This is a genomic window from Fulvivirga ligni (genome assembly GCF_021389935.1).
In the GTDB taxonomy this organism is placed as follows: Bacteria; Bacteroidota; Bacteroidia; order Cytophagales; family Cyclobacteriaceae; genus Fulvivirga; species Fulvivirga ligni.
In genome coordinates this window covers 1,361,510-1,386,627 of the sequence record NZ_CP089979.1, presented here as the reverse complement: position 1 = coordinate 1,386,627, position 25,118 = coordinate 1,361,510, and the positions used below count along the sequence as shown (strand labels likewise).

21 protein-coding genes are annotated in these 25,118 nt (G+C 37.9%); 14 read left to right on the top strand and 7 right to left on the bottom strand.

Translation table 11 applies throughout. The features are described from left to right. Entirely contained in the window at positions 1-846 is an 846-nt protein-coding gene (locus LVD16_RS06180) for an N-acetylglucosamine kinase (protein WP_233773051.1), read from the bottom strand. Positions 847-901: 55 nt separating this feature from the next. Here LVD16_RS06180 and LVD16_RS06175 point away from each other — a divergent pair, with 55 nt between their 5' ends. Continuing rightward, complete coding sequence (locus LVD16_RS06175) at positions 902-1,666, top strand: peptidase (protein ID WP_233773050.1); 765 nt, start codon at positions 902-904, stop codon at positions 1,664-1,666. Between the two features lies 1 nt (position 1,667). Here LVD16_RS06175 and LVD16_RS06170 read toward each other — a convergent pair whose 3' ends face one another. Beyond that, positions 1,668-1,913, bottom strand: coding sequence for a cytochrome b5 domain-containing protein (locus LVD16_RS06170; RefSeq protein WP_233773049.1), 246 nt, complete (start codon positions 1,911-1,913; stop codon positions 1,668-1,670). Between the two features lie 82 nt (positions 1,914-1,995). Here LVD16_RS06170 and LVD16_RS06165 point away from each other — a divergent pair, with 82 nt between their 5' ends. Continuing rightward, positions 1,996-3,219: a dipeptidase gene (locus tag LVD16_RS06165; RefSeq protein WP_233773048.1), complete on the top strand. Its 1,224-nt coding sequence runs from the start codon at positions 1,996-1,998 to the stop codon at positions 3,217-3,219. A gap of 49 nt (positions 3,220-3,268) precedes the next feature. Here the strand turns inward: LVD16_RS06165 and LVD16_RS06160 are convergent, their stop codons facing one another. Continuing rightward, positions 3,269-3,928, bottom strand: coding sequence for a hypothetical protein (locus tag LVD16_RS06160; protein WP_233773047.1), 660 nt, complete (start codon positions 3,926-3,928; stop codon positions 3,269-3,271). A 431-nt stretch (positions 3,929-4,359) separates the two neighbouring features. On the opposite strand from LVD16_RS06160, the gene LVD16_RS06155 reads away from it, so the two are divergent. Further along, the gene (locus LVD16_RS06155) at positions 4,360-4,602 is read left to right on the top strand and encodes a hypothetical protein (RefSeq protein ID WP_233773046.1); all 243 of its coding nucleotides are present in this window, start codon (positions 4,360-4,362) and stop codon (positions 4,600-4,602) included. 1 nt (position 4,603) lies between these two features. On the opposite strand, the gene LVD16_RS06150 is transcribed toward LVD16_RS06155, so the two are convergent. Beyond that, positions 4,604-5,053, bottom strand: a complete 450-nt coding sequence (locus LVD16_RS06150) for a DUF6438 domain-containing protein (RefSeq protein ID WP_233773045.1) — start codon at positions 5,051-5,053, stop codon at positions 4,604-4,606. Between the two features lie 69 nt (positions 5,054-5,122). Between LVD16_RS06150 and LVD16_RS06145 the strand changes: the two genes are divergently transcribed. The 7 genes from LVD16_RS06145 to LVD16_RS06115 all read left to right on the top strand — a co-directional run bounded on the left by LVD16_RS06145 (position 5,123) and on the right by LVD16_RS06115 (position 17,714). Then, the gene (locus LVD16_RS06145) at positions 5,123-8,467 is read left to right on the top strand and encodes a T9SS type A sorting domain-containing protein (protein ID WP_233773044.1); all 3,345 of its coding nucleotides are present in this window, start codon (positions 5,123-5,125) and stop codon (positions 8,465-8,467) included. A 130-nt stretch (positions 8,468-8,597) separates the two neighbouring features. Beyond that, on the top strand, positions 8,598-11,411 hold the full coding sequence (gene carB / locus LVD16_RS06140) for a carbamoyl-phosphate synthase large subunit (RefSeq protein ID WP_233773043.1): 2,814 nt from the start codon (positions 8,598-8,600) through the stop codon (positions 11,409-11,411). 27 nt (positions 11,412-11,438) lie between these two features. Further along, on the top strand, positions 11,439-11,702 hold the full coding sequence (locus tag LVD16_RS06135) for a DUF4834 family protein (protein ID WP_233773042.1): 264 nt from the start codon (positions 11,439-11,441) through the stop codon (positions 11,700-11,702). An 86-nt stretch (positions 11,703-11,788) separates the two neighbouring features. After that, a complete protein-coding gene (gene dapF / locus LVD16_RS06130; RefSeq protein WP_233773041.1) occupies positions 11,789-12,574 on the top strand; it encodes a diaminopimelate epimerase in 786 nt (261 codons plus the stop codon). Between the two features lie 61 nt (positions 12,575-12,635). Beyond that, positions 12,636-15,995, top strand: coding sequence for a preprotein translocase subunit SecA (secA, locus tag LVD16_RS06125; protein WP_233773040.1), 3,360 nt, complete (start codon positions 12,636-12,638; stop codon positions 15,993-15,995). A gap of 18 nt (positions 15,996-16,013) precedes the next feature. Continuing rightward, complete coding sequence (locus LVD16_RS06120) at positions 16,014-16,523, top strand: hypothetical protein (protein ID WP_233773039.1); 510 nt, start codon at positions 16,014-16,016, stop codon at positions 16,521-16,523. Then, positions 16,524-17,714: a M20 metallopeptidase family protein gene (locus LVD16_RS06115; protein ID WP_233773038.1), complete on the top strand. Its 1,191-nt coding sequence runs from the start codon at positions 16,524-16,526 to the stop codon at positions 17,712-17,714. Here the strand turns inward: LVD16_RS06115 and LVD16_RS06110 are convergent. Beyond that, positions 17,711-19,429, bottom strand: a complete 1,719-nt coding sequence (locus LVD16_RS06110; RefSeq protein ID WP_233773037.1) for a Na/Pi cotransporter family protein — start codon at positions 19,427-19,429, stop codon at positions 17,711-17,713. The two genes, LVD16_RS06115 and LVD16_RS06110, sit on opposite strands and share 4 nt — an antisense overlap. Positions 19,430-19,681: 252 nt before the next feature. Here LVD16_RS06110 and LVD16_RS06105 point away from each other — a divergent pair, with 252 nt between their 5' ends. The 4 genes from LVD16_RS06105 (at position 19,682) to LVD16_RS06090 (ending at position 22,868) form a co-directional block, all read left to right on the top strand. After that, on the top strand, positions 19,682-21,262 hold the full coding sequence (locus LVD16_RS06105) for a Na/Pi symporter (RefSeq protein ID WP_233773036.1): 1,581 nt from the start codon (positions 19,682-19,684) through the stop codon (positions 21,260-21,262). Between the two features lie 106 nt (positions 21,263-21,368). Next, the gene (locus LVD16_RS06100; RefSeq protein WP_233773035.1) at positions 21,369-21,734 is read left to right on the top strand and encodes a phage holin family protein; all 366 of its coding nucleotides are present in this window, start codon (positions 21,369-21,371) and stop codon (positions 21,732-21,734) included. A 5-nt stretch (positions 21,735-21,739) separates the two neighbouring features. Further along, the gene (locus LVD16_RS06095) at positions 21,740-22,132 is read left to right on the top strand and encodes a hypothetical protein (protein WP_233773034.1); all 393 of its coding nucleotides are present in this window, start codon (positions 21,740-21,742) and stop codon (positions 22,130-22,132) included. Next, positions 22,104-22,868, top strand: a complete 765-nt coding sequence (locus LVD16_RS06090; RefSeq protein ID WP_233773033.1) for a phosphoglycerol geranylgeranyltransferase — start codon at positions 22,104-22,106, stop codon at positions 22,866-22,868. The genes LVD16_RS06095 and LVD16_RS06090 overlap by 29 nt, the downstream gene beginning before the upstream one ends. Here LVD16_RS06090 and LVD16_RS06085 read toward each other — a convergent pair. Both LVD16_RS06085 and LVD16_RS06080 read right to left on the bottom strand, forming a co-directional pair. Continuing rightward, positions 22,854-23,777, bottom strand: coding sequence for a helix-turn-helix domain-containing protein (locus LVD16_RS06085; protein WP_233773032.1), 924 nt, complete (start codon positions 23,775-23,777; stop codon positions 22,854-22,856). The genes LVD16_RS06090 and LVD16_RS06085 overlap by 15 nt on opposite strands. A 102-nt stretch (positions 23,778-23,879) precedes the next feature. Beyond that, positions 23,880-25,019, bottom strand: coding sequence for an acyl-CoA dehydrogenase (locus tag LVD16_RS06080; protein WP_233773031.1), 1,140 nt, complete (start codon positions 25,017-25,019; stop codon positions 23,880-23,882). Positions 25,020-25,118: the final 99 nt, after the last annotated feature.

Below are 25,118 nucleotides of genomic sequence, written 5' to 3'. Positions count from 1 at the left end.
TTATAATATGCTGTTCTTATGAAATAACGTAAGGCCTGCAATAGGATTTTCTATCACATGCTTAATAGTAATATCCTGCTCAAAAGCCACTTGCCTTAATATGGAATTATAATAGAAAGCTATAGAGCCAGTAAAGTGTACAGGCAGTTGGTCAAAATTTTCATACTTCTTCACGTTCTTCTCTATAAAAAGGGTAAAACCTCTATACACTAATTGATAAACGTACGGATGATCGATATTATGAAATAAAAACCTGGAAAACTTGGCCAGGTATCTATTAGGCATGTGCTTTTGATATACATTTTCCAGTACCTCATCTTTAGACACCTCATACTGCTTCGTTAATTTACCAGCCAGATCGGAATCCATATCTCCTCTTAAAAAATCTGTTAGCACTTGTTTGCCCAGCCAGGCACCGCTGCCCTCATCGGCCATAACGTAACCTAAGGAGGGTACATTGCTAATGATCTCTCGTCCGTCATACAAACAGGAATTTGTACCTGTACCTATAATACAGGCTATTCCCGCTTCATGGCCACATAAAGCCCTGGCGGCACCTAGCAAATCATGATTTATTTTGACGAAGGCACTAGGAAAGGCTTCTTTAAACACCCGTTCGAGTGTGGCAATATTAGCTGGTGATGAACATCCTGAGCCATAAAAAAAGACCTGATGAACATCTTGATTAATTTGTGGTTTTAAATATTCCAGAACCTCTGCCCTAATATCTTCTTCTTTTTGTTGATAAGGATTTATGCCTGAGGATTTATATTGCTCAATTTCATGGTTAGCATCTATGAGCCTCCAATCAGTTTTAGTACTGCCACTGTCAGCTATTAAAATCATAAATCTATATATGGGTTAAGTTTCGTTATATTTAAAAAAATAAAGTTAGGAAGTTATGAAGTTAAAATACTTAGTGGGGTCTATATGTTTTTCAATATTGCTATTCACAGGTTGTAGTGATAAAGATGGCGTTGAGCCAGGAAGCACCAACCATAAACAGGCAGTGGGAGTCTCTTCTAGCGATTATTTATCGGGTGAAAAATATACCAGCCTGAACATTGAGGTACAATATGCCAGCGGCTTTGCACCTTCTTCAAACACTTTGAATAATCTGAAGGGCTTTTTAGAAAGTATTCTTAACAAGCCGGAGGGTATACAAATAACCACTAAAGAGATATCTATTGAAGCCAAGGAAAAATATACTATTGAAGAGATAAGAGAAATTGAAGACGATAACCGTACTAGTTTCACATCAGATAATGCTATCTCAGCATATTTTCTGTTTTTAGGTGGCGGATATAGCGAAGACACTGAAAACTCGAAGGTCTTAGGTGTAGCTCATAGAAATACTTCAATGGCCATTTTTCAAAAAACTATTCAAGATAATAGTGGCGGCATTGGCAAACCAAGCACCAGCCTGCTCACCTCTACTGTAACCGAACATGAATTTGGGCACATCCTGGGCCTTGTGAATGCCGGCAGCGACATGGTAAACCAGCATCAGGATACAGACCATGGCAGACATTGTGACGATACTGACTGCTTAATGTACTGGGCTGTTGAAACCGGTCAGTCAATAGATAACTTGCTGGGAATGAGCTCACCACCTTCATTAGATACTAACTGCCTGCTAGACTTACAGGCTAATGGTGGCAAATAGGCTATTTTAAAATACCAACGGCTTTATATTTATCAAAAACATTGGCATTGTGTGGGGCATCTTCTTCAAGTTCTGTAGTAAGATCCTGCCCTGCCCAGTGCTCATAGTGTTTACCATCTCTCCATAGGCGGGAGCTTGTAACATCATAAATAATGCCCTGGTAGGCAACCCATATCTGTTCTTTATCCTGCCCGTTTCTTAAAGCTAGCTGACCGACTGTATACGCCGGCAGATCATTTTTATCCATAAATGTACCTTAAATACAAATATTAATTTTTTCACATGATATTTTTACGGAGTTTAGAGGTTGGAAAAACCTAAAATCCAGTATGAAGAACATTTCTTTCGTTTTCTTGATTCTTGTCTCCGTAATCTCGTGTAAGCCTACACCAACAGGAAACGAAGATAGCGCTAATGATGAGCAACTTAAAATTAGAGCTCAGGAATTAGCCCATAATTTCATTATTACTGATGGACACATCGATTTACCCTATCGATTAAAACATCAGAAATTCAACATTGACACTGATAAGGCATCAATTTTATCTACCACAGAAGGTGATTTTGATTTTGAAAGAGCAAAAATAGGCGGGCTAGATGCTCCTTTTATGTCTATCTACATACCGTCAGACTATCAAACTACAGGGGGAGCTAAACTTTTGGCTGATTCACTCATTGATATGGTAGAATCCATTGAAAGAGCTTTTCCTGAGAAATTTGCTGTGGCGGCTACTCCAGAGCAAGTAAGCCAAATGGTAGCAGCTGGAAAAATAGCTCTTCCTATGGGTATAGAAAATGGTGCCGCTATTGAAGATAACCTAAGCTACCTGGCACATTTCCGAAACCGTGGAGTTAGCTACATTACTTTAACTCACGCAAAGGACAATCTGATTTGTGATTCCTCATATGACACTACTTATATGCACAATGGTGTTAGTAAATTCGGAGAATCAGTAATTAAAGAAATGAACCGATTAGGCATTATGGTGGATGTTTCTCACATTTCTGACAGTGCCTTTTATGATGTTATGAGATTAACCACGCAGCCGGTTATAGCATCTCACTCTTCATGTAGACATTTTACGCCTGGCTTCGAGAGAAACATGTCAGATGAGATGATCAAGGTTTTAGCTAAAAATGGCGGTGTTATCCAAATCAACTTTGGTTCTACTTTTATTGATGAAAACTCAATAGCTGTAAAAGAAGAAATCGAAAAATACGCAGAAGAGAATAACCTCACTGAAGAAGATTCTTTATACAAAAGCTATACTGCAAGCCATCCCATTTATAGCAATGTGGATAAGGTAGCTGATCATATTGATCATGTAGTAAGTTTGGTAGGAATAGATCATGTAGGCCTTGGATCTGACTATGACGGAGTGGGTGACTCACTTCCTCTTCTATTAAAAGATGTAAGCCACTACCCTAACTTGATATATGTTTTATTAAAAAGAGGCTACTCTGAATCTGACATTGAAAAAATCTGCTATAAAAATGTTTTCAGAGTTTGGGGTGAAGTGGTAAGCCACGCTGAGCAACCACAAGCTTTATAAAAATAAATTGAGATGCTCTTTTTTGAATGAAGAGCATCTCTACTTTTATCTAAAATGCTCCAAATTTCAGCGTGAGCATATAATTTAAGTTTTCGAATTCACTATCATTAGTTGACATCAGGTTGAGATCCTGCGTAAACCTTTTAGTAACGCCAGCAGCAATTCTAAAATGACGGCTAACATTTACCTCTGCCGTAACTCCCGGTTCGATATACCAAAATACATCGTCATCAATTAGATCATCACCGTCATAATCCTCTTCCCAGTCTTCATGATAGCCAAGCCAGCCGGCACCACCAGCCATTGGAAAAGTTACATGCACTACTTCATTTGAAAATAAGATTGGTTCCACGAACATTCCACCGTAACCTCCAAGCAAGCGAACATTACGTTGAAAATTAATATTAGCATACTCCGAGGCCGGCACTATTCCATATCCTTCAATTCCAATAGCCACAGCTCTATTAATGATCCACCCGCCTCTGAGACCTGTCATTACCAGAGCCTTATCTTTAAATTCGGATTTCTTAAAAGATAAAGCACCGAAACCTCCGGAATGAAAACCTCCGGAAGAGATAGTTTTGATTCTACTCTTTTTATTTTTTGAAATGCTCACCCTTGTAACCTTGTCACTAGAGTATTCAATGGTCTGTGCAGTCCCCAACAACGAGAAGCACATAAGAAGTAAAGTGGATATAAATATTCTCATAACTACATTTTTTATACCCAAAGGACATCTGTTTACGAAAGAGGTTTCCAGATAGGAAAATAATTTTATTGAAAAATCTCCGCTGATCCAAGCTTTCAGCCGATTACAATAATTTTAGCACTCAGACTAGTTTTCAGCGTTCTACCAGATATGGATGCCTCAAAAAAATACTGTAAAGCTATTACCCTAACCCTTCTGGTAATGTTTATGGCATCTATCTATTCTCTTCAACTCACTCTAAGACAGACCATTGCTTCGTTATCAGAAGACGAACTATCAAAATGCGTTAAGTCCACTAAAGAATTACAACCACTTCCCGAAACCAATAATCAGATAGCCTGTTTAAACCAAAAATTCACCAAATAAATAAAGCAGCATAACAAACCCAGCCCTTCAATTATTAATTCTGTAAATTTGCATCACTGATTATTATGTTTGGATTATTTAAAAAGAAGGCGGATAAGCAAAAGCTTCCCAATTTAGCAGATCTAAATGGAGAACAGCTTGCGGTGGGTGATATTGTAAATGCTCTAAGATATGAGCTTGGAGAATGCAAACTTATTATTGAGGATGAAACCTATTATTACGAAGCACTAGGGAATGGTGAAAAAGTAATCTGGCTCAAAATGATAGATGCTTCTACCGAAAATCAGAAAGTCTTAAAGAAAAACTAACCTATTTCTTCTCCTTCCAGGTTAGTCCATCAATCAATGCAGCTACTTTGTTTTCTAATTCCTTTAGAGATTCAGGTGCATTATGATAATCCATCACTTTCTTTGATTTTCCTTCGTAGTTAAAAGTGAGATAGGTCGTAGGCATATCGCTAATATTAGCTGTATACTGATCTTGATATTCAAAAAACTTTCCATCCACAAAGGCACCTACTAATTCTTTTACCTGATCCTCGCTGATCTCTGCCTCAAACTCCCCCTTCAATTTCAAATGCTGTTTCGCCACTAAATGAGCATGATCGGCAAAAATTTCCAGTGTATACTCCGGACAAGTACCAAAACAAGGAGTTTTCTGCATTATAATAATCGGATCACTAGCTACATCCGCCTTTGAAGAAGAAGCTGTTTTACATGCCCCTAGTAATATTAGTAGTAATAATAACTGATATTTCATGTCACCATATTACTGATTTTTTATTAATAACATTAACTTTAGACATTAACATTTTTTAATTCCTGGTATATGAGAAAACTTTTACTACTTGCTTTGATTACCACTTCTTTATTAAACAGCTTGTCTGCTCAAAAAATGGAACGGCTGGATAAAGAATTTAAAATAATTTGCCATGCGACTGAGATTAGTTCTGGTGTCAGATTAATGCCCCCAAAGGAACTAACAAGTGGACGAACAAACTCCGCGAATATAGAAGTAAATTACGGCGAGGGTTTCACTCCCGAAGCGAAAGCAGCATTTCAATATGCTGTTGATATTTGGTCAAGCATTATCAACTCTCCAGTAACGATAAGAATTGATGCCAGCTGGCAACCGTTATCTGAAGGAGTGTTAGGTTCAGCAGGATGGGCAACAGCCTTTAGAGGCTTTGATGGAGCTCTCGTAAATGGTGTATGGTACCCTGTTGCTTTAGCAGAAAAAATGGCTGGTAGAGATTTGAATGATACCAACAGCCCAGACATTGTAGCAAGCTTTAGTAGTACTTTCAACTGGTATTTGGGGACAGATGGTAATCCTGGATCAGGCCAGTATGATCTAGTTTCTGTTGTTCTTCATGAAATTGGGCATGGCTTAGGCTTTGTTGATTCCTTCAACTATCAGGATGGCTTTGGATTTTATGGCCTTGGCTCTGGGGCTGCATTTCCTTTTATTTTTGATACTTACGTGTCGGACCCATCAAAAGCTAGATTGATAGATTCTTTTAGCAACGGCAGTGAAGGCTTGGGAGATGCCTTAACCAGTCAAGCTGTAATTTTTGATTCACCAATTTCTGAACAAAAAGGAATTATTAATGTAGAACTGTATGCGCCAGAAATATGGGATCCGGGTTCTAGTATTGCTCACCTTAATGAAAGCAAATACAATGGCACTCCAAATTCTTTAATGACGCCTCAAATTGGCCCTCGAGAGATAATGCATAATCCAGGCCCCATCACGCTAAATATGTTTGCAGACATGGGGTGGAAATACACTTATATAAACCACAGTAAACACCCTAACACAGAGGATATAACTTCTGATAACTATACCATCACTACAACCATAACCAGTGACACAGATTACGATGAAGAAAGTATCACTCTTCACTATTCTACTGATGGATTCAATACGGAAAGCACAGTTACAATGACCGCTACGGAAAATGGAGGCGAATTTGAAGCACAGATCCCTTCCTTAAAGCTTTCAGGACAAAGCTATGCTTATTACATCTCTGTAATAGACGAATTTGACCGAACATTTTCTAAGCCTTCATTAGCTCCTGAATTCTTTTTTGTCTTTACTTCCGAAGCTGACAACGAAAATCCAGTAATTACCCACGTAGAACCAAATTTCATTAGAGATAATGACACAGAGGTAGAATTTAATGTTACAGTGAAAGATTTCCTGCCATTGGAAGAGGTTTTGCTAACATATGATATTAATGGTGGTCCCTCTAGCTATGTGACATTTTCATTAATTGATGATCTAGACAGTTTATATTCAGCAGTAGTTGACTTATCATCTGCCAACCTTGAGGAAGGAGATCAATTTAATTATACCATCACAGTAACAGATATTTCCTCCAACTCTAACAGCACCACCATTCCAGATATAGGCCAGTTCTCCATTCAAGTAGTTTCTCTGGCGCCTTCTGTTTATAGATATAAAGATGATTTCAATGAAGATAGAAATGCATTTTTTGAAAGTGATCACTTCCGAATTTCCGATGTTGATGGCTTCTCTAGCCCAGCCGTTCATTCTGATCACCCGTATCTTGATGGGGCAAGTGGAAATGGAAGTGACTATACTCTAGATATGCGTATTCCAATAATTCTATCTGATGTAGATGCCATAATAAGGTTTGATGAGATAGTACTAGTGGAGCCAGGAACCTCAACAGACTTTACTAATTCAGATTTTTTTGATTACGTGATAGTTGAAGGATCTAATGATGGTGGAAAAACATGGGTTCCATTTATTGGTGGTTATGACAGTAGAGCCCAGACAAATTGGCTTTCTGCGTATAATGAAGATTTAGATGATGATCAAAACTCTCTAATTGAAGGATCATCCTCTTTATTCTTTTCAAGAGATATTGATATGTTAGCGAGAAGTGAATTTGTACCTGGAGAAGAAATACTCATCAGGTTTAGATTGCACGCAGATGAACTTGCTCACGGATGGGGATGGGCCATTGACAACCTCGAAATTCAACCTGACTTCAGAGCTCCTTCCATAAAGCATGACTACATTGATTACGTTCAAAGTAACACCTCTATTCCAATAATAGCAGAAGTTACTGATAACTATGAGGTCGACAGTGTTGCTATTGAAATTTTCAGCAATGGACAACCTAATGTTGTATTTCAATTTGATGGAAACGCAACAAATATTTACGAAGCTAATCTCATAATATCAGAACTACCATTGAATGAGTCAATTGAATACCGAATTAAAGCCTATGACAATAATGAGCCTGAGCCTAATATTTCCTATTTACCGTCAGAAGACTCTTTCTTTTCGGTAGAGTACCTAAACTTTGGCAATTCGCAAAGCTCTTATTCCAATGATTTTGATTCCCAAACTGAAGATTTTGTAGGAAACTTTTTTTCAATTAAATCTGAAGATAATTTTGATAACGGGGCAATTCATTCTATTCATCCTTATCCTGTGGGATTCGGCATGAATGACAGCTCCAATTTAAGCTACACCTTAATAAACCCTATCGTTATAAGTGCGACGAAACCTCTTATGGCCTTTGATGAGGTGGTGATTGTTGAAAAAAATCTAGAAGATGATTTTGGATCAGCGAGTTTTAAAGATTACGTAATTGTGGAAGGCTCAACCGACAATGGAGACACTTGGACTCCATTTTTAAATGGATATGACTCTAAACTTTATGTAAATTGGTCTAACGCCATCAATGGCAACTCCGATGGCAACTCTTCTCTCTACAAATACAGAATAATAAATATGACAAGCTCTGGAGATTTTCAGGCCGGGGATGAGGTACTTATAAGATTCAGGTTATTTTCTGATGATGCAATAAATGCATGGGGATGGGCTATTGATAATTTAGAAGTGCAAACTGACGCTATCACGGCCATTGATCAGCTAGCTTTTGAAGAAATAAGTCTTTATCCTAACCCTACCAGTGGTACTTTAAATATTTCAGTTAAAAATAATGCTGCCATTGGTAATGCTGAGATGCAAATCTTTAACTACAAAGGTCAGAGCATATACTCAGTAAGTGAAAGAGGAATTGAAAATACATATTTTAATTCTATTGATGTAAGTAAATTTCCAAAAGGCATTTATCTATTCAAACTGTCAAATAACAGTGGTTCTATCACCAAAAAAGTGATTATCAATTAATCTTAACAAAAATTAAGATTTAAGAATGTTGTGTGTTAGCGAAATGTGGTTTTGATTCTAACCTTTTTGCTTTAACTTTGTGCCAATTTATACATAACCACATTTCGCTAAACCACACAAACGTTTTTCAATGCCAAGAGATAGGAGCATCAGGTCAGTTTTAATTATCGGAAGCGGACCTATTGTTATTGGACAAGCATGTGAATTTGACTATTCAGGATCACAAGCTTCACGTTCACTTAGAGAAGAAGGTATAGAAGTCATTTTGATCAATTCCAACCCGGCTACGATCATGACAGACAAGGTCACCGCAGACCATATATACCTCAAGCCACTCACCAAACAATCCATTAGAGAAATCCTGCAAAAGCATAATATTGATGCTGTTCTACCTACCATGGGTGGACAAACAGCATTAAACCTTGCTATAGATTGCGATAAAGCAGGAATCTGGGATCATTTTGGAGTTAAAATCATCGGAGTTGATATCAACGCGATCGAAACAACTGAAGATCGAGAGAAATTCCGTCTGAAAATGAACGAGCTAGGTGTAAATGTTTGTAAAGGAGAAACCGCTTCTTCTTTCCTACAAGGGAAAGAGATAGCTCAGGAAATTGGTTTCCCTCTGGTTATCAGACCTTCATTTACATTAGGTGGTTCAGGTGGTGGATTTGTAAACAGTGCGGATGAATTCGAGCAAGCACTGACCCACGGCCTTCACACCTCTCCTATTCATGAGGTTTTGATAGAGCAAAGTATCTTAGGATGGAAAGAATATGAGGTGGAGCTCCTTAGAGATAACAAAGGAAACATCATCATTATCTGTTCTATTGAAAACTTTGATCCTATGGGGGTTCATACTGGAGATTCAATCACAGTAGCACCTGCCATGACTCTTCCTGACACTGTGTATCAGGAAATGAGGAACCTTTCAAAATTGATGATGAACGGAATCGGGATGTTTGCTGGTGGTTGTAACGTACAGTTTGCGGTTAACCCTGATGACGATTCTATCATTGGTATCGAGATTAACCCTAGGGTTTCAAGATCATCAGCTCTTGCATCTAAGGCTACGGGTTATCCTATTGCAAAAATAGCAGCGAAATTAGCTATTGGTTATAACCTTGATGAGCTTGATAACGCCATTACTGGTACTACTTCAGCATTCTTCGAGCCTGCACTTGACTATGTAATTGTTAAGATACCTCGTTGGAATTTTGATAAATTCCAGGGTTCAGATAGAAGATTAGGTCTTTCTATGAAATCCGTAGGTGAGGTAATGGGTATCGGTAGAAACTTCCAGGAAGCACTTCAGAAGGCTTGTCAGTCTTTAGAAATCAAGAGAAATGGTCTTGGTGCTGATGGTAAAGAACTTAAGGATCAAAAAGCTATTTTAGAAAGCCTTGAGCACCCTAGCTGGAACAGATTGTTCCATGTTTATGATGCCTTCAAATTAGGAGTTTCCTTCAAAACCATTGAAAAACTCACTAAAATAGACAAGTGGTTCCTTCACCAAATTGAAGAATTTATTCTCATTGAAAATGAGATTGAAAAATATGATATTGATACTATCCCTTTCGAGCTGTTTAAAACAGCAAAAGAAAAAGGATATGCTGATAGACAGCTAGGTCATTTAATGGGCTGCCTTGAAAGTGAAGTATTCAATAAGAGAAAAGAAATAGGCCTAAACAGAGTGTACAAGTTAGTAGATACTTGTGCGGCCGAGTTTGAGGCTAAAACACCATACTATTACTCAACTTTCGACGATGAAAATGAGTCAATAGTTAGTGACAAAAAGAAAATTGTAGTACTAGGTTCTGGTCCTAACCGAATTGGTCAGGGTATAGAATTTGACTACTCTTGCGTGCACGGAATCCTTGCCGCTAAAGAATGTGGCTATGAAACTATAATGATTAACTGTAACCCTGAAACAGTTTCTACTGATTTCGATGTGGCAGATAAATTATACTTCGAGCCAGTATTCTGGGAGCATATTTATGAGATTATACTTCATGAAAAACCTGAGGGAGTAATCGTTCAGCTTGGAGGTCAGACAGCACTTAAACTGGCTGAGAAACTAGAGAAGTATGGCATTAAAATCTTAGGAACCAACTTTAAGTCTCTGGATCTTGCAGAAGACAGAGGTAGCTTCTCTAACATTTTGAAAGATAATGGCATTCCTTACCCTGAGTTTGGTGTAGCTGAAGATGCTGAAACTGCTATTGAGCTTTCAAAAGATATTGGATTCCCTCTTTTGGTAAGACCATCTTACGTTCTTGGTGGTCAGAGCATGAAAATTGTGATCAATGAAACTGAGCTAGAATCTCATATTGTTGATATTCTTAGAGAAATTCCTGGAAACAAAGTACTTCTGGATCATTTCTTAGATGGAGCAATAGAAGCAGAAGCAGATGCCATTTGTGATGGAGAAAATGTACACATCATCGGTATCATGCAGCATATAGAGCCCGCAGGTATTCACTCTGGAGACTCTTACGCAGTACTTCCCCCATACAATTTGGGAGACTTAGTAGTAGCGCAGATAGAGGCTTACACTAAGAAAATTGCTTTAGCTCTTAATACAGTAGGTTTAATTAACATACAGTTTGCCATTAAAGATGACAAGGTATATATCATAGAGGCTAACCCAAGGGCGTCTCGTACGGTACCTTTCATTTGTAAAGCATATGACGAACCTTATGTAAACTACGCCGTTAAAGTAATGCTAGGGGAGAAAAAAGTAACTGACTTTACTTTCAACCCTAAAAAACAAGGGTATGCCATAAAAGAACCGGTATTCTCATTTGCCAAATTCCCTAAAGTAAATAAGGAATTAGGACCAGAAATGAAATCTACAGGTGAGGCAATCTATTTTATAGATGATCTTATGGACGATTACTTCATAAAGATCTACTCAGAGAGAAACCTCTACTTGAGTAAGTAAGAGGTATTACTTAAACGAGTTTGTAGTATGGGATTTATTAAAGTCATAGTTATCGCTTTTTTGCTCATATACCTGGTAAATAAGGTATTTGGTCTGGTAATTAAGTACTTGGTGGGCAACTCGTCAGCCAATAATCATAGAAATGCTTCTGGAAGGCAAAACTATGAATCAACCAATTACAAGCGATCTGGCGAAATAAATATTGACTACGTGCCTAACGAAAAGTCTAAGAAGGATTCTAAAGATTTTAAAGGAGGCGAATACGTAGATTACGAAGAGATAAAAGAATAAATTATTTTACAGATAATTTTAGTAATTTTTACCCCGTTTTGACGCACTCGCCGTTAAACGGGGTTTTTTAATTTTAAAGTGATTCGATGAAGGAGATTAATTTTTATAAATATCAGGCCACAGGCAATGATTTCATACTTATAGACAATAGACAAGCAAAATTTGAACTCTCTAAAGAGGAAATCTCCTTTTTGTGCGATCGTAAATTTGGAATAGGTTCTGACGGCCTCATGCTTATACAAGACCATGCAGACTACGACTTTGAGCTCATATTTTACAACCCAGACAGCAGCCAAAGTTTATGCGGCAATGGTAGTCGCTGTGCTGTAAATTTCGCCAAGTTTTTAGGCATAATTGATTCAAAGACCAATTTCCTGGCATATGATGGTGGCCATGAAGCAGAAATATTGGCAAACAATGAAGTGCGTTTAAAAATGGCCGACGTACAAAATGTCAGGTTAATGTCTGATGGTATATTTGTTGATACAGGTTCACCACATCTGATCAAGTATGTGATTAACATTGATACTTATAGGGTGTATGATCAAGGAAAAGCCATAAGAAATGGCGGTCTGTTTAAAGAAGCAGGGGTAAATGTTAATTTCGTGCAGGTTACAGGTGAGAACCAGATCTTTGTAAGAACCTATGAGAGAGGCGTTGAAAACGAAACTCTTTCTTGCGGCACTGGTGTTACAGCTGCCGCTTTGGCATCTAGTACTAAAGATTTACAATCTCCAGTGAAAGTCAACACTATGGGCGGCAACCTCTCTGTTGATTTCATAAAAAATGAAGACAATAGCTTTAGCGAAGTATATCTGACTGGTCCGGCCAAGCAGGTTTTCCAGGGATCATTAGAATTGAAGAATATTTAGTCAAACAATTAATATAAACGCCTTAACTTTAGGCATTAAAATATAGAAACAAGGAGCGATTATGTTAAAATTTATAACGAAGGTATTTGGCGGAACTAAATCCGAAAAGGATATCAAACAATTGATGCCAATTGTTGAGAAAGTCAACCAGCAATATGCTCAATTAAGTGGATTAAGCGATGATGAACTGAGAGGTAAAACCAAAGAAGTACAAGATACCATCGACTCCTCGTTAAAATCAATTGATGATCAAATAGCTGCTCTTCATCAAAAAATAGAAGACAATCCAGATCTTGATATTAATGAAAAAGAAGATGTTTTTTCTGAGATAGATAAACTGGAAGAAGATAGAAACAAAGACCTGGAAACTGTTCTTATGGAAGTGCTTCCACTGGGCTTTGCTATTGTAAAAGAAACTGCTCGTAGGTTTAAAGAAAACAGCCAGCTAAAAGTTACAGCCACATTAATGGATAAGAGCCTGGCGGCTAAAAAATCTAACGTAGAATTAGATGGTGACATGGCCATCTGGCATAACAAATGGATTGCTGCCGGTAATGAAATTACCTGGGAGATGCTTCATTATGACGTGCAGATCATAGGTGGTATTGTTCTTCATCAAGGTAAAATTGCTGAGATGGCTACTGGTGAAGGTAAAACTTTGGTAGCAACATTACCTGCTTTCTTAAATGCTCTTGCCAAGAGAGGTGTTCACGTAGTAACTGTTAACGATTACCTTGCAAAACGTGATAGTGAGTGGATGGCTCCAATCTTTGAGTTCCATGGTTTAACTATTGACTGTGTGGATAAGCATGAGCCTAACTCTGATGAGAGAAGAAACGCTTACAATGCAGACATCACTTATGGTACCAATAACGAGTTTGGTTTTGACTACCTGCGTGACAATATGTCAAGAGATCCTAAAGAGCTGGTACAGAGAAAGCATCACTTCGCCATGGTGGATGAGGTTGACTCAGTACTAATTGATGAAGCCAGAACACCACTAATCATTTCTGGACCTGTTCCCAGAGGTGATGAACACGAATTTTATGATTTAAAACCGCGCATCAGCAAGCTGGTAGATGCTCAAAGAAAACTAGTATCTCAGTTTTTAATTGATGCCAAGAAATTAATGAATGATGGAGACGAAAAAGAAGGCGGTCTTGCATTATTCAGAGCATACAGAGGTTTACCTAAGCATAAGCCTTTGATTAAATATTTAAGTGAAACAGGAGTTCGTCAGATCCTTCAAAAAACTGAAAACTACTACCTACAGGATAATCAAAAAATGATGCCTGAGGCTGATGAACCATTGTTCTTCACTATTGATGAGAAACATAATAGCATAGAGCTTACTGAAAAAGGAATTGACCTTATTACAGGTGAAGGTGAAGATCCTAACTTCTTTATCATGCCTGATATCGGTACAGAAATAGCTGATCTTGAGAAAGATGAAGTACTTTCTGATGAAGAAAAGGTAAGCAAGAAAGATGTTCTTATTAAAGACTATTCTGAAAAGTCGCAAAGAATTCACTCGGTAAACCAGTTATTAAAAGCTTACACTCTATTTGAAAAAGATACTGAATACATCATTGTAGATGGAAAAGTAAAGATTGTAGATGAGCAGACTGGTCGTGTAATGGATGGAAGAAGATATTCTGACGGATTACACCAGGCTATTGAAGCTAAAGAAAATGTAAAGGTAGAAGATGCCACACAGACATACGCTACCATTACCTTACAGAACTACTTCCGTATGTACCACAAACTCGCTGGTATGACGGGTACTGCAGAAACTGAAGCTGGCGAGTTCTGGGAAATTTATAAACTTGACGTCGTTGTAATTCCTACTAACAGACCTATAGCCAGAGCAGATAAGCAGGATATGGTTTACAAAACCATACGTGAAAAATTCAATGCTGTAGTAGATGAAATTGTAGTGCTTACAGAAGAAGGCCGACCTGTCTTGGTAGGTACCACTTCGGTAGAAATTTCTGAGCTCCTTAGCCGTATGCTTAACATGCGCAAAATTCAGCACCAAGTTCTAAACGCTAAGCAACACCAGCGAGAGGCAGAAGTTGTAGCTGCTGCTGGTAAGCCAGGTACAGTAACTATTGCTACTAACATGGCTGGTAGAGGTACGGATATTAAATTGGCTCCAGAATCTAAAGCTGCCGGTGGTTTGGCCATTATTGGTACAGAAAGACACGAATCAAGACGTGTAGACAGACAGCTACGTGGTAGATCTGGTAGACAAGGAGATCCAGGTTCTTCTCAGTTCTTCGTATCTCTTGAAGATAACCTGATGCGTATGTTCATGCCAGAAAGAATAGCTAAGGTTATGGATAGATTAGGACTACAGGAAGGTGAAGTGATTTCACACTCTATGGTAACTAAGTCTATAGAAAGAGCTCAGAAGAAAGTAGAAGAAAACAACTTCGGTATAAGAAAAAGACTTCTTGAATATGATGATGTAATGAACTCTCAAAGAGAGGTTATTTACAAGCGTAGAAAGAATGCTCTTTTCGGAGAAAGACTACAGCTTGATATCATGAACATGCTGTTTGATACTTGTGAAGACATAGTATTAAACAATGCTGGCAACTACGAAAGCTTTAAACTTACTGTATTAGGGGTTTTAAGTATTGACTTTGAAATCAGTAAAGAAGATTTTGAAAAGGTTAATCCTGACACTCTAACCCACAACTTATACGAGCAGGCTTATGAGCATTATAAAAAGAAAAATGCCGATATAGCACAAAAGTCTTTCCCTATCATAAAAAATATAGAAGAGACCAGAGGTGCTACTATTGAAAACATTCTTGTACCATTTACGGATGGCAAGAAACAAGTAGGTGTTTCTGCCAGCCTTAAAAAGTGTATTGCCACTGAAAACCGTGAGCTGATCAATGCCATGGAGAAAATGGTAACGCTGGCCCTTATTGATCAACTTTGGAAAGAGCACCTGAGAGAAATGGATGACTTGAAACAAAGTGTTCAAAATGCGGTTTATGAACAAAAGGATCCTCTATTAATATACAAATTTGAAGGTTTCGAATTGTTCAAAAGGTTCATTGCTAAAGTAAATGAAGATACCATCTCATTCTTAGTGAAAGCTGATTTACCAGTTCAGGAAGCGGGTGATGTGAAGGAAGCAAGAAGCACACAGCAGCGCAGGCAAAAGCTAAAAGAACAAAAAGATGAGTCTAAGTCACTACTTAGTGGTGGAAACTCAGAGGCTGCTGCAGCTAGTGCAAACAGACCACCAGCTGAAAAAACAATGCCTATTAAGGCTGAGAAAACAGCTGGAAGAAACGATAAAGTGACCGTTCAATATATGGATGGAAGCATTTTAAAAGATGTGAAGTATAAAAAAGTAGAAGAAGATATCAGAAACAACAAGTGTGTAGTTATAGAGGAATAATTACTGATATTAAGAATTATGAGAAATAATAAGCTATTCTACGTTCTATTGTTGCTAGTATTTTCTGCCTGTAGTTCCAAAACGGTCTCTACTTCATCTACTGGTGAAGTATACAAAGAAGATCTTTCTGCCTACAGGCCTACATATAATGCTCCTACGGATACACCTGACACTGTAGCTGCTACTCCCTTAGAAGACTATTCTAATGTGCCTGTGACTAATGATATTACCAGACCATTGAATACTGTTTTAGATAGCATTGACGTTATAAGAAAGGACAGACAATTTGTTGAGGGTTTTACTATTCAGGTTTATTCAGGTACTAACAGTGAAGAAGCTCGATTAGCCAGAGGAAAGGTAATTTCGGTATTGCCAGAATCTAGCCCTTCTTTAAAGTTTGAAGAGCCAAATTTTAAAGTTAAAGTAGGTCAGTACTATTCTAAAATAGAAGCTCAAAAGCCATATTCACAGCTTAGAAAGAAATTTCCAGGCGCATTAATTATTCCAGAAAGAATCTACATTCGCTAAATGTCATTAAAAGATAAAATAAAAGAGCTGGCAAAATCCAATGCCAGTGACATTATTAAGGTAAGAAGACATATTCATGCTAATCCAGAGCTTTCATATGAGGAGTACAACACTGCGAAGTTTGTAGCTACTCAGTTGAAAGAAATGGGCATTACCCCGAAAGAGGGAGTGGCCAAAACAGGATTATCGGCAGTGATTGAAGGCAAAAACCCTGACAAAAAGGTTATTGCCTTAAGAGCTGATATGGATGCCTTACCTATTATTGAAGCGAATGACGTTGAGTATAAATCAAAAAATGAAGGAGTAATGCATGCCTGCGGGCATGATGCTCATACGGCATCATTACTAGGTGCTGCCAGGATTTTACAGTCTTTAAAAGATGAATTTGAAGGATCTGTAAAATTAATTTTCCAACCAGGAGAAGAGCGAAACCCCGGTGGAGCATCACTCATGATTAAAGATGGCGTTTTAAAAAATCCATCACCAGTAAATATTCATGGCCAGCACGTTATGCCTCTTATCCCTGTTGGTAAGGTTGGTTTTCGTGAGGGAATGTACATGGCCAGCTGTGATGAGATTTATCTTAAAATAAAAGGCAAAGGTGGTCATGGGGCTGTCCCTGAGCTAGCTGTTGATCCTGTTTTAATTACATCGCACATTATTGTAGCCTTGCAGCAGGTGATCAGTAGAAATGCCAGCCCTAAAACCCCAACGGTGCTATCCTTCGGAAGAGTAATCGCTGATGGGGCCACTAATATCATTCCTAACGAAGTGAATGTAGCTGGTACATTCAGAGCTATGAATGAAGAATGGAGAGCTGATGCCTTGCAGAGAATTACCAAGATGGCTGAAGGCATTGCTGAGTCAATGGGCGGATCATGTGAAGTGAATATATCTCACGGCTACCCTTACCTGGAAAATGATCCAGATCTGACCAGGGTCTCCAGAAAAGCAGCTGAGGATTATCTTGGTAAAGAAAATGTAGTTGATCTCGATCTATGGATGGGAGCCGAAGATTTCGCTTATTATACGCACGAAGTTCCGGCTTGTTTTTACCGCTTAGGCACTAGAAATGAGGCTAAAGGAATAACCTCATATGTGCATACCCCTACGTTCAATATTGATGAAGACGCCTTGGAAATAGGCGCCGGCCTTATGGCTTGGATAGCAATAAGCGAGCTTAATAATTAGCTCGCTGTTATTACATCTTCTTCGTCCTTAGCTAGTTCACCAGTAACTGCCTCAGACACATTAATGATGTGATCTCCCACTCTTTCGATGAGGTTATAAAGATCTCCATACACGATTCCACTCATTACATCGTAGTCTCGCTTTTCGATATTCTTAAGGTGCTTTTTCCTGATCTTATCTCTCTTCTTATTAATAGCCACTTCCTTTTCAATGGCTGTATTAAGAGTAACCTGAGTATAGTCTTTATTCAGGTTTTCGATCATTACATCAAAGGCCTCATCCAATAACTCTAAAAGAGCTATTAAACTATCAATTTGAGTCTCGTTAAACCAGCTATCACTGTCGCTTTTACGATCTATAGCCAATGACATTTGGTAGAATAAATCACCTATTCTCTCTAAATCATTGATAATGGCCAGCATTCCTCTAAGTCTCAATGAAGCATCATTACCTAGATTAGAAGTAGATAACTTGGATAGATAGTTAGCAATTTCAACCTCCACTCTGTCAGTAATCTCCTCATACTTCTTAATCTTACGCATCATTTTGCTACGCTCTTTGTTCTTTTTGTGCTTAAGAAGATTTTGAACGTAGCCAGACATGCGCTTAGTAAGTTCAGCAAATTTTGCTATTTCCTTCCTGGCTTCTTCCAGGCTAATGTCAGGTGTAGACAATAATGGCGTAGTAATGTATTCCAACTTAAACTCCTCTCCATCTTTAGAGGCTTTTACCATCTTAGTAACTAGCGCTGCTATCTGCTTAGTGAAACCAATGAGTAGTGCTACGTTGATAATGTTAAATACCGAATGGAAAATAGATAGAGCGATAGGAATAGCTTCAGGATCTTCAAATGGTGAAACTCCTCTGTAGTTCTCCATGTACCAATCTATTCCATTTAAAAATACGTGGAACAAGATAAGCATCCATACTACTCCGAAAATGTTGAATATAAAGTGTGCTCTTGCGGCTCTTTTGGCGTGAACGTTAGCTACCATAGCTGCAAGGTTTGCCGTGATGGTAGTACCAATATTTTCACCTAAAACCATTGCAGCAGCCAGATCAAAAGATATCCAGCCCTGATTAGCCATTACCAAAGTAAGTGCCATAGTAGCACTAGATGATTGAACAATGATGGTAAGTATTGTACCTATACCCACAAACATGAGTATAGAGAAGAAACCTGCATCGGTATAAGTAGCTAAGAACTCAAGTACTTCAGGGTTAGCTTTCAAATCAGGAACTGAGCCTTTTAGAGCTTCCAATCCCATAAATAGAAGGGCAAATCCTATGATAACCTCCCCCCATGACTTAATTCTAGATCTGGAAGCAAATAACAAAGGAGCACCAATAGCAATGATTGGTAATGCCGCAGCAGCTATTTTAACTTTAAAACCTACGATAGATATAATCCAAGCAGTGATGGTAGTACCAATATTGGCCCCCATAATTACCCCTATGGATTCTACAAGAGATAAAAGTCCAGCATTTACGAAGCTAACCACCATTACCGTAGTGGCTGAAGACGACTGCACCAGACTAGTAAGTAAAAAACCGGTAAATACCCCGGCCAATCTGTGCGTAGTCATAGCACGAAGAATCTGTCGCATTTTCCCCCCTGCTACCTTCTGGATTCCTTCACTCATTACTTTCATTCCGTAGATAAAGAATCCTAACGAACCTAAAAGAGTGAGGATATCGAATAAACTATACTCCATGTTATTAAAATTAGACGCGCAAAGTTAGTTAACTCGGGTGGTTAAAAAGTTATCGTATATTAACTTTATGTTAAGACTATTGCCAATCCGTTCAAATTCCTCTGAATATATCAAAATTTTACATTCTATTATATGAAAAGCCTAATTTAAAGGTACTGTTAATGAGATAAATATTTAACAATACGTTTACATACAGAATGATATATTCATTTGTTTAAGCGATAACTTCGCATCTTTTAAATTTTAGGCACTTTGTCACCAGCGCAGAAGAAAAATATTGCTCTACAAACCTTAATCATTATAGGTGCTCCACTTATATTTCTATTTTCAATAGATCTTATGGGTGAGGCCTTTAACCATTTGGGTCGTGGCGTGGCAGAATCTATCCTATTTGCAACCTCTAACCCTTTTATTGGGCTTTTTATAGGCTTATTAATTACAGCCATCATCCAAAGTAGCTCTACCAGTACTTCTATGATTGTAGCTCTGGTAGCTTCCGGATCGATAACTATAGCCGAAGCGGTGCCTATGATTATGGGAGCCAACATTGGTACTACACTTACCAGCACCATTGTATCTTTAGGTTATATTACCAAGAAAACAGAGTTCAGAAGAGCCATAGCAGCCGGTACGGTACATGACTTTTTCAATATCTTCACCGCGCTTATTCTATTTCCTTTAGAGTATTATTACGGTTTTATCTCTTCGTCATCTCAGTATATAGCCAATTTACTGGTTCATAACAATGAGAATGCAGCACTCAATGAGTACGGTTTCAAGTTATTCAGATCCATACCTCTTACCTCATTTGTTATCGAGAAGATTAATAATGGCCTGATAGGAATTGCATTATCATTCATTTTGCTATTTGGATCAATCAAGATGCTCTCTAAAGTCATCTCTAAATTAATCATAGGTGAATCTCAGGAGAAGCTCAGAAATTTCATTTTTAACAACTCTGCCAAGTCATTTTTTTGGGGAGCGGGGTTAACCGCGGCGGTACAATCTAGTTCTGTAACTACCTCACTAGTAGTTCCTTTTGTAGCCACTGGAAGAATCTCTTTAAAGAAAGTAACTCCATTCATTTTCGGAGCAAACATAGGCACCACCATTACAGCCTTTATCGCGGTACTATTTAAATCTAATGCTGTAATCAGTATTGCTATTACTCACTTGTTATTCAACCTGATTGGGGTTATCATATTTCTACCTTTCCCTTTCATGAGGCGAATACCTATGAGAGTGGCTGTGATGTTTGGTAAGCTTACCATGAACTATAGGATAACCGGGTTTATCTACATCATTCTCACATTCTTCCTTATTCCATTTACACTTATTTATTTCAATAATAACGCGTCAAAAGTGAATGAATTGACCTATTCGGTTAATGACAATGGAAGCCACTATGAAAAGACAGTAATAGCCAGGAGAAGTGTTAATACGAAAAATGTAATGTGGCAGCCGGCCTCTCAGGAAAATGAAACGTCAGACCTTCAAAACAGTAAGGTTTTAAATATTTATAGAAATAAAAATCTCCTTTTTATCAACAATAGATTCTTCCTCATTAACAAACCTGGTTTTTGCTGGGATGATGAAAATGCTAAAGGGAAATTTCAAACCTGTATTACTGAGATCCTGCCAGAATGGAATTCTCAGGTCTCCAGCGATTCTGTATTTGTCTACACTAGAAAATTTTACAATTCAGAGCTCTCTACCTATAATTATAAGTACTACATAAGCATAAAAGAGCAACTCTTACTGAAAATTGAAAAACTAAATCAAGACAAAGAAGTTATCTTCTCTACAGAGCTTACCCAAGTTAATAGAGACTAATTGCAGTCACAGAAAGAGGTAAGTCTTAATTATTTGTTTTAAAACAGTGTTTCATTGAATTCTGATTATCTTGCGGACAAATCAGAGTTTCTAATATTTTAGAGAAGTGAGAGAAAAAAAAGGTTTGCTAAGTTTCTTAAAAGTAGATAATCTAATAGACCACATATCTGACTTTATGGAGTCGAAAATTGAGGTCTATAAAATGGAGGTGAAGGAAGAAGTGGCCGAACTTCTATCTAAAGCCATAGTCACTGCCTTACTGGCACTTATTGGTTCATTTTTCGTACTTTTCTTGAATGTAGCCATTGGCTACTACTTAGGATATGTGTTTAATAATATATTTTATGGCTTCTTGACCGTTTCAGGGTTTTATTTGTTAGTTTTTATTATCTTTTTATTGTTACGAAACCAACTTGGGCTTAAAGAGTTAATAGAGAAAAAGCTAACCAAACTACTAAAGATTAAGAGCTAAAATATATGGCAACGAGTGTAAAAGAACATTGGCAAAATATTTCAGATAAGCATAGAGATACATTAAAGGCTGATCTGGATGCAATAATGGAAAGAAGTAAAGACCTTATGGTAGGCGCTGCTGTAATAGGTGGTGGCTTCGCGTTGTCTTATTTCATGATTAAAAAAATAGGCGGCAAGAAAAAGGTAAAGGTTACACACAAAAGGGATGAAGACAATCATACCCGAGAGGTGACCGTAGAAAAACAGCCTTCAATGCTTACCAGCATAGGCCATGTTGTGCTTACTGAACTAACCCTTTTTGCTCTGACTATCGTAAAAGAAAAACTGATAGAATATTTAAAAACGATTAATACTGAAGATCAGGAAGATGAGCAATATTCTGACCACGCTCAGTGAGCGAAGAACAACAGGACAAAAGTCATTAGCATTATTAATTGACCCGGATAAAGTAGAGGATCAGAAAGATTTGATCCACTTATTAAATCTGGCCAAGGAATGCTATGTAGATTTTATTTTTGTTGGTGGTAGCCTCATCACTCAGAGTAATCTGGGAAAGATAATTCATACTATTAAGCAGCAGTGCACCATTCCCACTGTACTTTTCCCTGGCAGTAATATGCACGTAGACCTAAGTGCAGATGCCATTCTGTTTTTAAGCCTGATTTCAGGTCGCAATCCAGAATTTCTCATAGGACAGCATGTGGTAGCTGCTCCTATTTTAAAAAACAGCGGCATTGAAATACTCCCTACAGGATATATGCTGGTGAATTCTGATATCACCTCGGCGGTATCCTATATGAGCAATACCTCGCCTATTCCTCCAGACAAATACTCAGTGGCAGCTTGTACAGCCATGGCTGGTGAAATGCTTGGGTTAAAACTCATTTTTATGGATGCAGGCAGCGGCACTAAAACGGCCATTACGCCTAAAATGATCTCTCATGTAAAAAGATCAATTAGTATCCCTTTGATTGTAGGAGGTGGAATAGACACCGCTAATAAGGCAAAACTATCATTAGAAGCTGGTGCTGATATGATTGTTATTGGCAATGCGGCAGAAAAAAACCCCAATCTTGTGATTGAGGTTTCTGAAAAGATTTATGATTTTAACAAAAGTCTAAACATTCATTAAAGTTTCTCTTTTTCTCATTTTTCCTGCAGGTATACCATACATCATCTTAAATCTGCGACAGAAATAAGCTGTATCTTTATAACCACACGCTTTACCAATATCTCTGATGCTCATTTTGGTGGTTCTTAGAAGATTCACCGCATTTTCCATTCTTTGATATTCGATATAATCCTGTGGATTGATACCTGTTAAGGTCTTAAAGTACTGACCTACGTAATCTTCCGATACATCTGCTACTTCAGATAACTTCTTGTTTGTAAGCTCACCAGACAAGTTATCTTTGATATACTTGAATAGCTTTATTAAACGAGGATCTTTGAAGTAAGTACTGTTAGTAGCCATTTGCTCCACAAACAGTCTGTTCTCAATGATGTGTCTTACGATTTCTACAACTAAAAGCTCAGTTTTAATTTTAACAACACGCTGATTTCCTTCTAGCTTATTCTCCTGCTCTTTAATAATTTCATAAATGACATTATTAATCTTAGTGTTCTCCAAAGAGAATGGAGGTATATCTAAGGCAGTAAAGAAGTTAACTGTATCGAAAACTTTAGTTTCAAAAACAATTGAAGTAAAATCTGCCACTGGCACTGCTGAAGGATCTTCTACGCTAGTCCTAAAGTACTCCGCTTGCTTATAACCAAACTCTTCTAAAGTTAGCTCAGGACTTCTATCATCCACATTCCCAAAAGTTAAAGGCGTATTTCTAACTGCAGGAATAAATAGTGCATGCCCCTCTGTTAACACTTCCTCTTCTTCTCCAAACCTTACACTTCCCTTCTTAAGGATTAAAATTGTGTTCTCCGTGTCCTGATAGTCCTTAATAGTAAAAGGGTGCAATACCTTAATATTATTGGACTTTACGAACTTAATTCCTAAGGATTCAATTATTTTGTTGTAATCTTCCATTAACTTGCTGTATTTTAACAATACTCAAATCTACGAAAATAAATTTTATGACCTGCACTTTTCTAAGATAAATATAATTTTTTTTATACAATCGGTGTATATCTACTTTAAAAGCTCTCTTGAAATTACAATTTTCTGTATTTCTGTGGTCCCTTCATAGATCTGAGTAATCTTCGCATCTCTCATTAAACGCTCCACATGGTACTCTTTTACGAAACCATAACCACCATGAACCTGCACCGCCTCCACTGTAACATCCATTGCCACCTTAGAAGCAAATACCTTTGCCATAGCTGCCGCCTTTACAAAATCTTTACCCTGATCTTTTAAGCTCGCCGCATTTAAGCATAGCAAACGAGCAGCCTCTATTTGCGTAGCCATATCAGCTAACTTAAACTGAATGGCCTGATGCTGAGAAATTTCCTTACCAAATGCCTTTCTCTCTTTTGAATATTTCAATGCTAGTTCATAGGCGCCTGATGCAATACCCAAGGCCTGAGACGCAATACCTATTCTACCTCCATTCAAAGTACTCATAGCAAACTTGAACCCGAAACCATCTTCTCCGATTCTGTTTTCTTTTGGCACTTTAACGTCCGTAAACATCAAAGAGTGTGTATCAGAACCTCTAATACCAAGCTTGTTTTCTTTCTTACCAACCACAAAACCATCCATCCCTTTTTCTACTATAAGCGCGTTGATGCCCTTATGTTTTTTCTCAGGATCGGTTTGAGCTATTATAATATAAACACCGGCACTATTACCGTTAGTGATCCAGTTTTTAGTACCATTAAGAAGATAATAGTCTCCTTTATCTTCTGCAGTGGTTCTCTGGCTAGTAGCGTCAGAACCTGCTTCTGGCTCAGAAAGACAGAAGGCACCAATAATTTCACCAGTTGAAAGTCTTGTTAGATATTTCTGCTTTTGCTCCTCAGAACCGTATTTCTCCAGTCCCCAACAAACCAGGGAGTTATTTACAGACATAGCAACTGAACATGATGCATCTACTTTAGATATCTCTTCCATGGCCAGCACGTATGATATGGAATCCATTCCTCCTCCATTATATTTAGGATCCACCATCATACCCATAAATCCCAATTCTCCCATTTTCTTAATCTGTTCCGCAGGAAATTGCTGGTTTTCATCTCTCTCTATCACACCAGGAAGCAGCTCGTTTTGAGCGAAATCTCTGGCTGCATCTCTCACAGCTAATTGTTCTTCAGTAAATTCGAAATTCATAGTAAGTATTTATTTAATCATGAGTTTGTACACCCCTCTATACAAAAACAAAGAGGGATTGTTATGCATGCATAACAATCCCTCTAAAATTACAATTAT

Coding starts and splice junctions, on each gene's coding strand:
- LVD16_RS06115 (WP_233773038.1), top strand. CDS start 16,524: ATGTCATTAAAAGATAAAATAAAAGAGCTGGCAAAATCCAATGCCAGT.
- LVD16_RS06170 (WP_233773049.1), bottom strand. CDS start 1,913: ATGGATAAAAATGATCTGCCGGCGTATACAGTCGGTCAGCTAGCTTTA.
- LVD16_RS06135 (WP_233773042.1), top strand. CDS start 11,439: ATGGGATTTATTAAAGTCATAGTTATCGCTTTTTTGCTCATATACCTG.
- LVD16_RS06155 (WP_233773046.1), top strand. CDS start 4,360: ATGTTTGGATTATTTAAAAAGAAGGCGGATAAGCAAAAGCTTCCCAAT.
- LVD16_RS06090 (WP_233773033.1), top strand. CDS start 22,104: ATGAGCAATATTCTGACCACGCTCAGTGAGCGAAGAACAACAGGACAA.
- LVD16_RS06165 (WP_233773048.1), top strand. CDS start 1,996: ATGAAGAACATTTCTTTCGTTTTCTTGATTCTTGTCTCCGTAATCTCG.
- carB (WP_233773043.1), top strand. CDS start 8,598: ATGCCAAGAGATAGGAGCATCAGGTCAGTTTTAATTATCGGAAGCGGA.
- secA (WP_233773040.1), top strand. CDS start 12,636: ATGTTAAAATTTATAACGAAGGTATTTGGCGGAACTAAATCCGAAAAG.
- LVD16_RS06085 (WP_233773032.1), bottom strand. CDS start 23,777: ATGGAAGATTACAACAAAATAATTGAATCCTTAGGAATTAAGTTCGTA.
- LVD16_RS06120 (WP_233773039.1), top strand. CDS start 16,014: ATGAGAAATAATAAGCTATTCTACGTTCTATTGTTGCTAGTATTTTCT.
- LVD16_RS06150 (WP_233773045.1), bottom strand. CDS start 5,053: ATGAAATATCAGTTATTATTACTACTAATATTACTAGGGGCATGTAAA.
- LVD16_RS06080 (WP_233773031.1), bottom strand. CDS start 25,019: ATGAATTTCGAATTTACTGAAGAACAATTAGCTGTGAGAGATGCAGCC.
- LVD16_RS06180 (WP_233773051.1), bottom strand. CDS start 846: ATGATTTTAATAGCTGACAGTGGCAGTACTAAAACTGATTGGAGGCTC.
- LVD16_RS06160 (WP_233773047.1), bottom strand. CDS start 3,928: ATGAGAATATTTATATCCACTTTACTTCTTATGTGCTTCTCGTTGTTG.
- dapF (WP_233773041.1), top strand. CDS start 11,789: ATGAAGGAGATTAATTTTTATAAATATCAGGCCACAGGCAATGATTTC.
- LVD16_RS06095 (WP_233773034.1), top strand. CDS start 21,740: ATGGCAACGAGTGTAAAAGAACATTGGCAAAATATTTCAGATAAGCAT.
- LVD16_RS06145 (WP_233773044.1), top strand. CDS start 5,123: ATGAGAAAACTTTTACTACTTGCTTTGATTACCACTTCTTTATTAAAC.
- LVD16_RS06175 (WP_233773050.1), top strand. CDS start 902: ATGAAGTTAAAATACTTAGTGGGGTCTATATGTTTTTCAATATTGCTA.
- LVD16_RS06110 (WP_233773037.1), bottom strand. CDS start 19,429: ATGGAGTATAGTTTATTCGATATCCTCACTCTTTTAGGTTCGTTAGGA.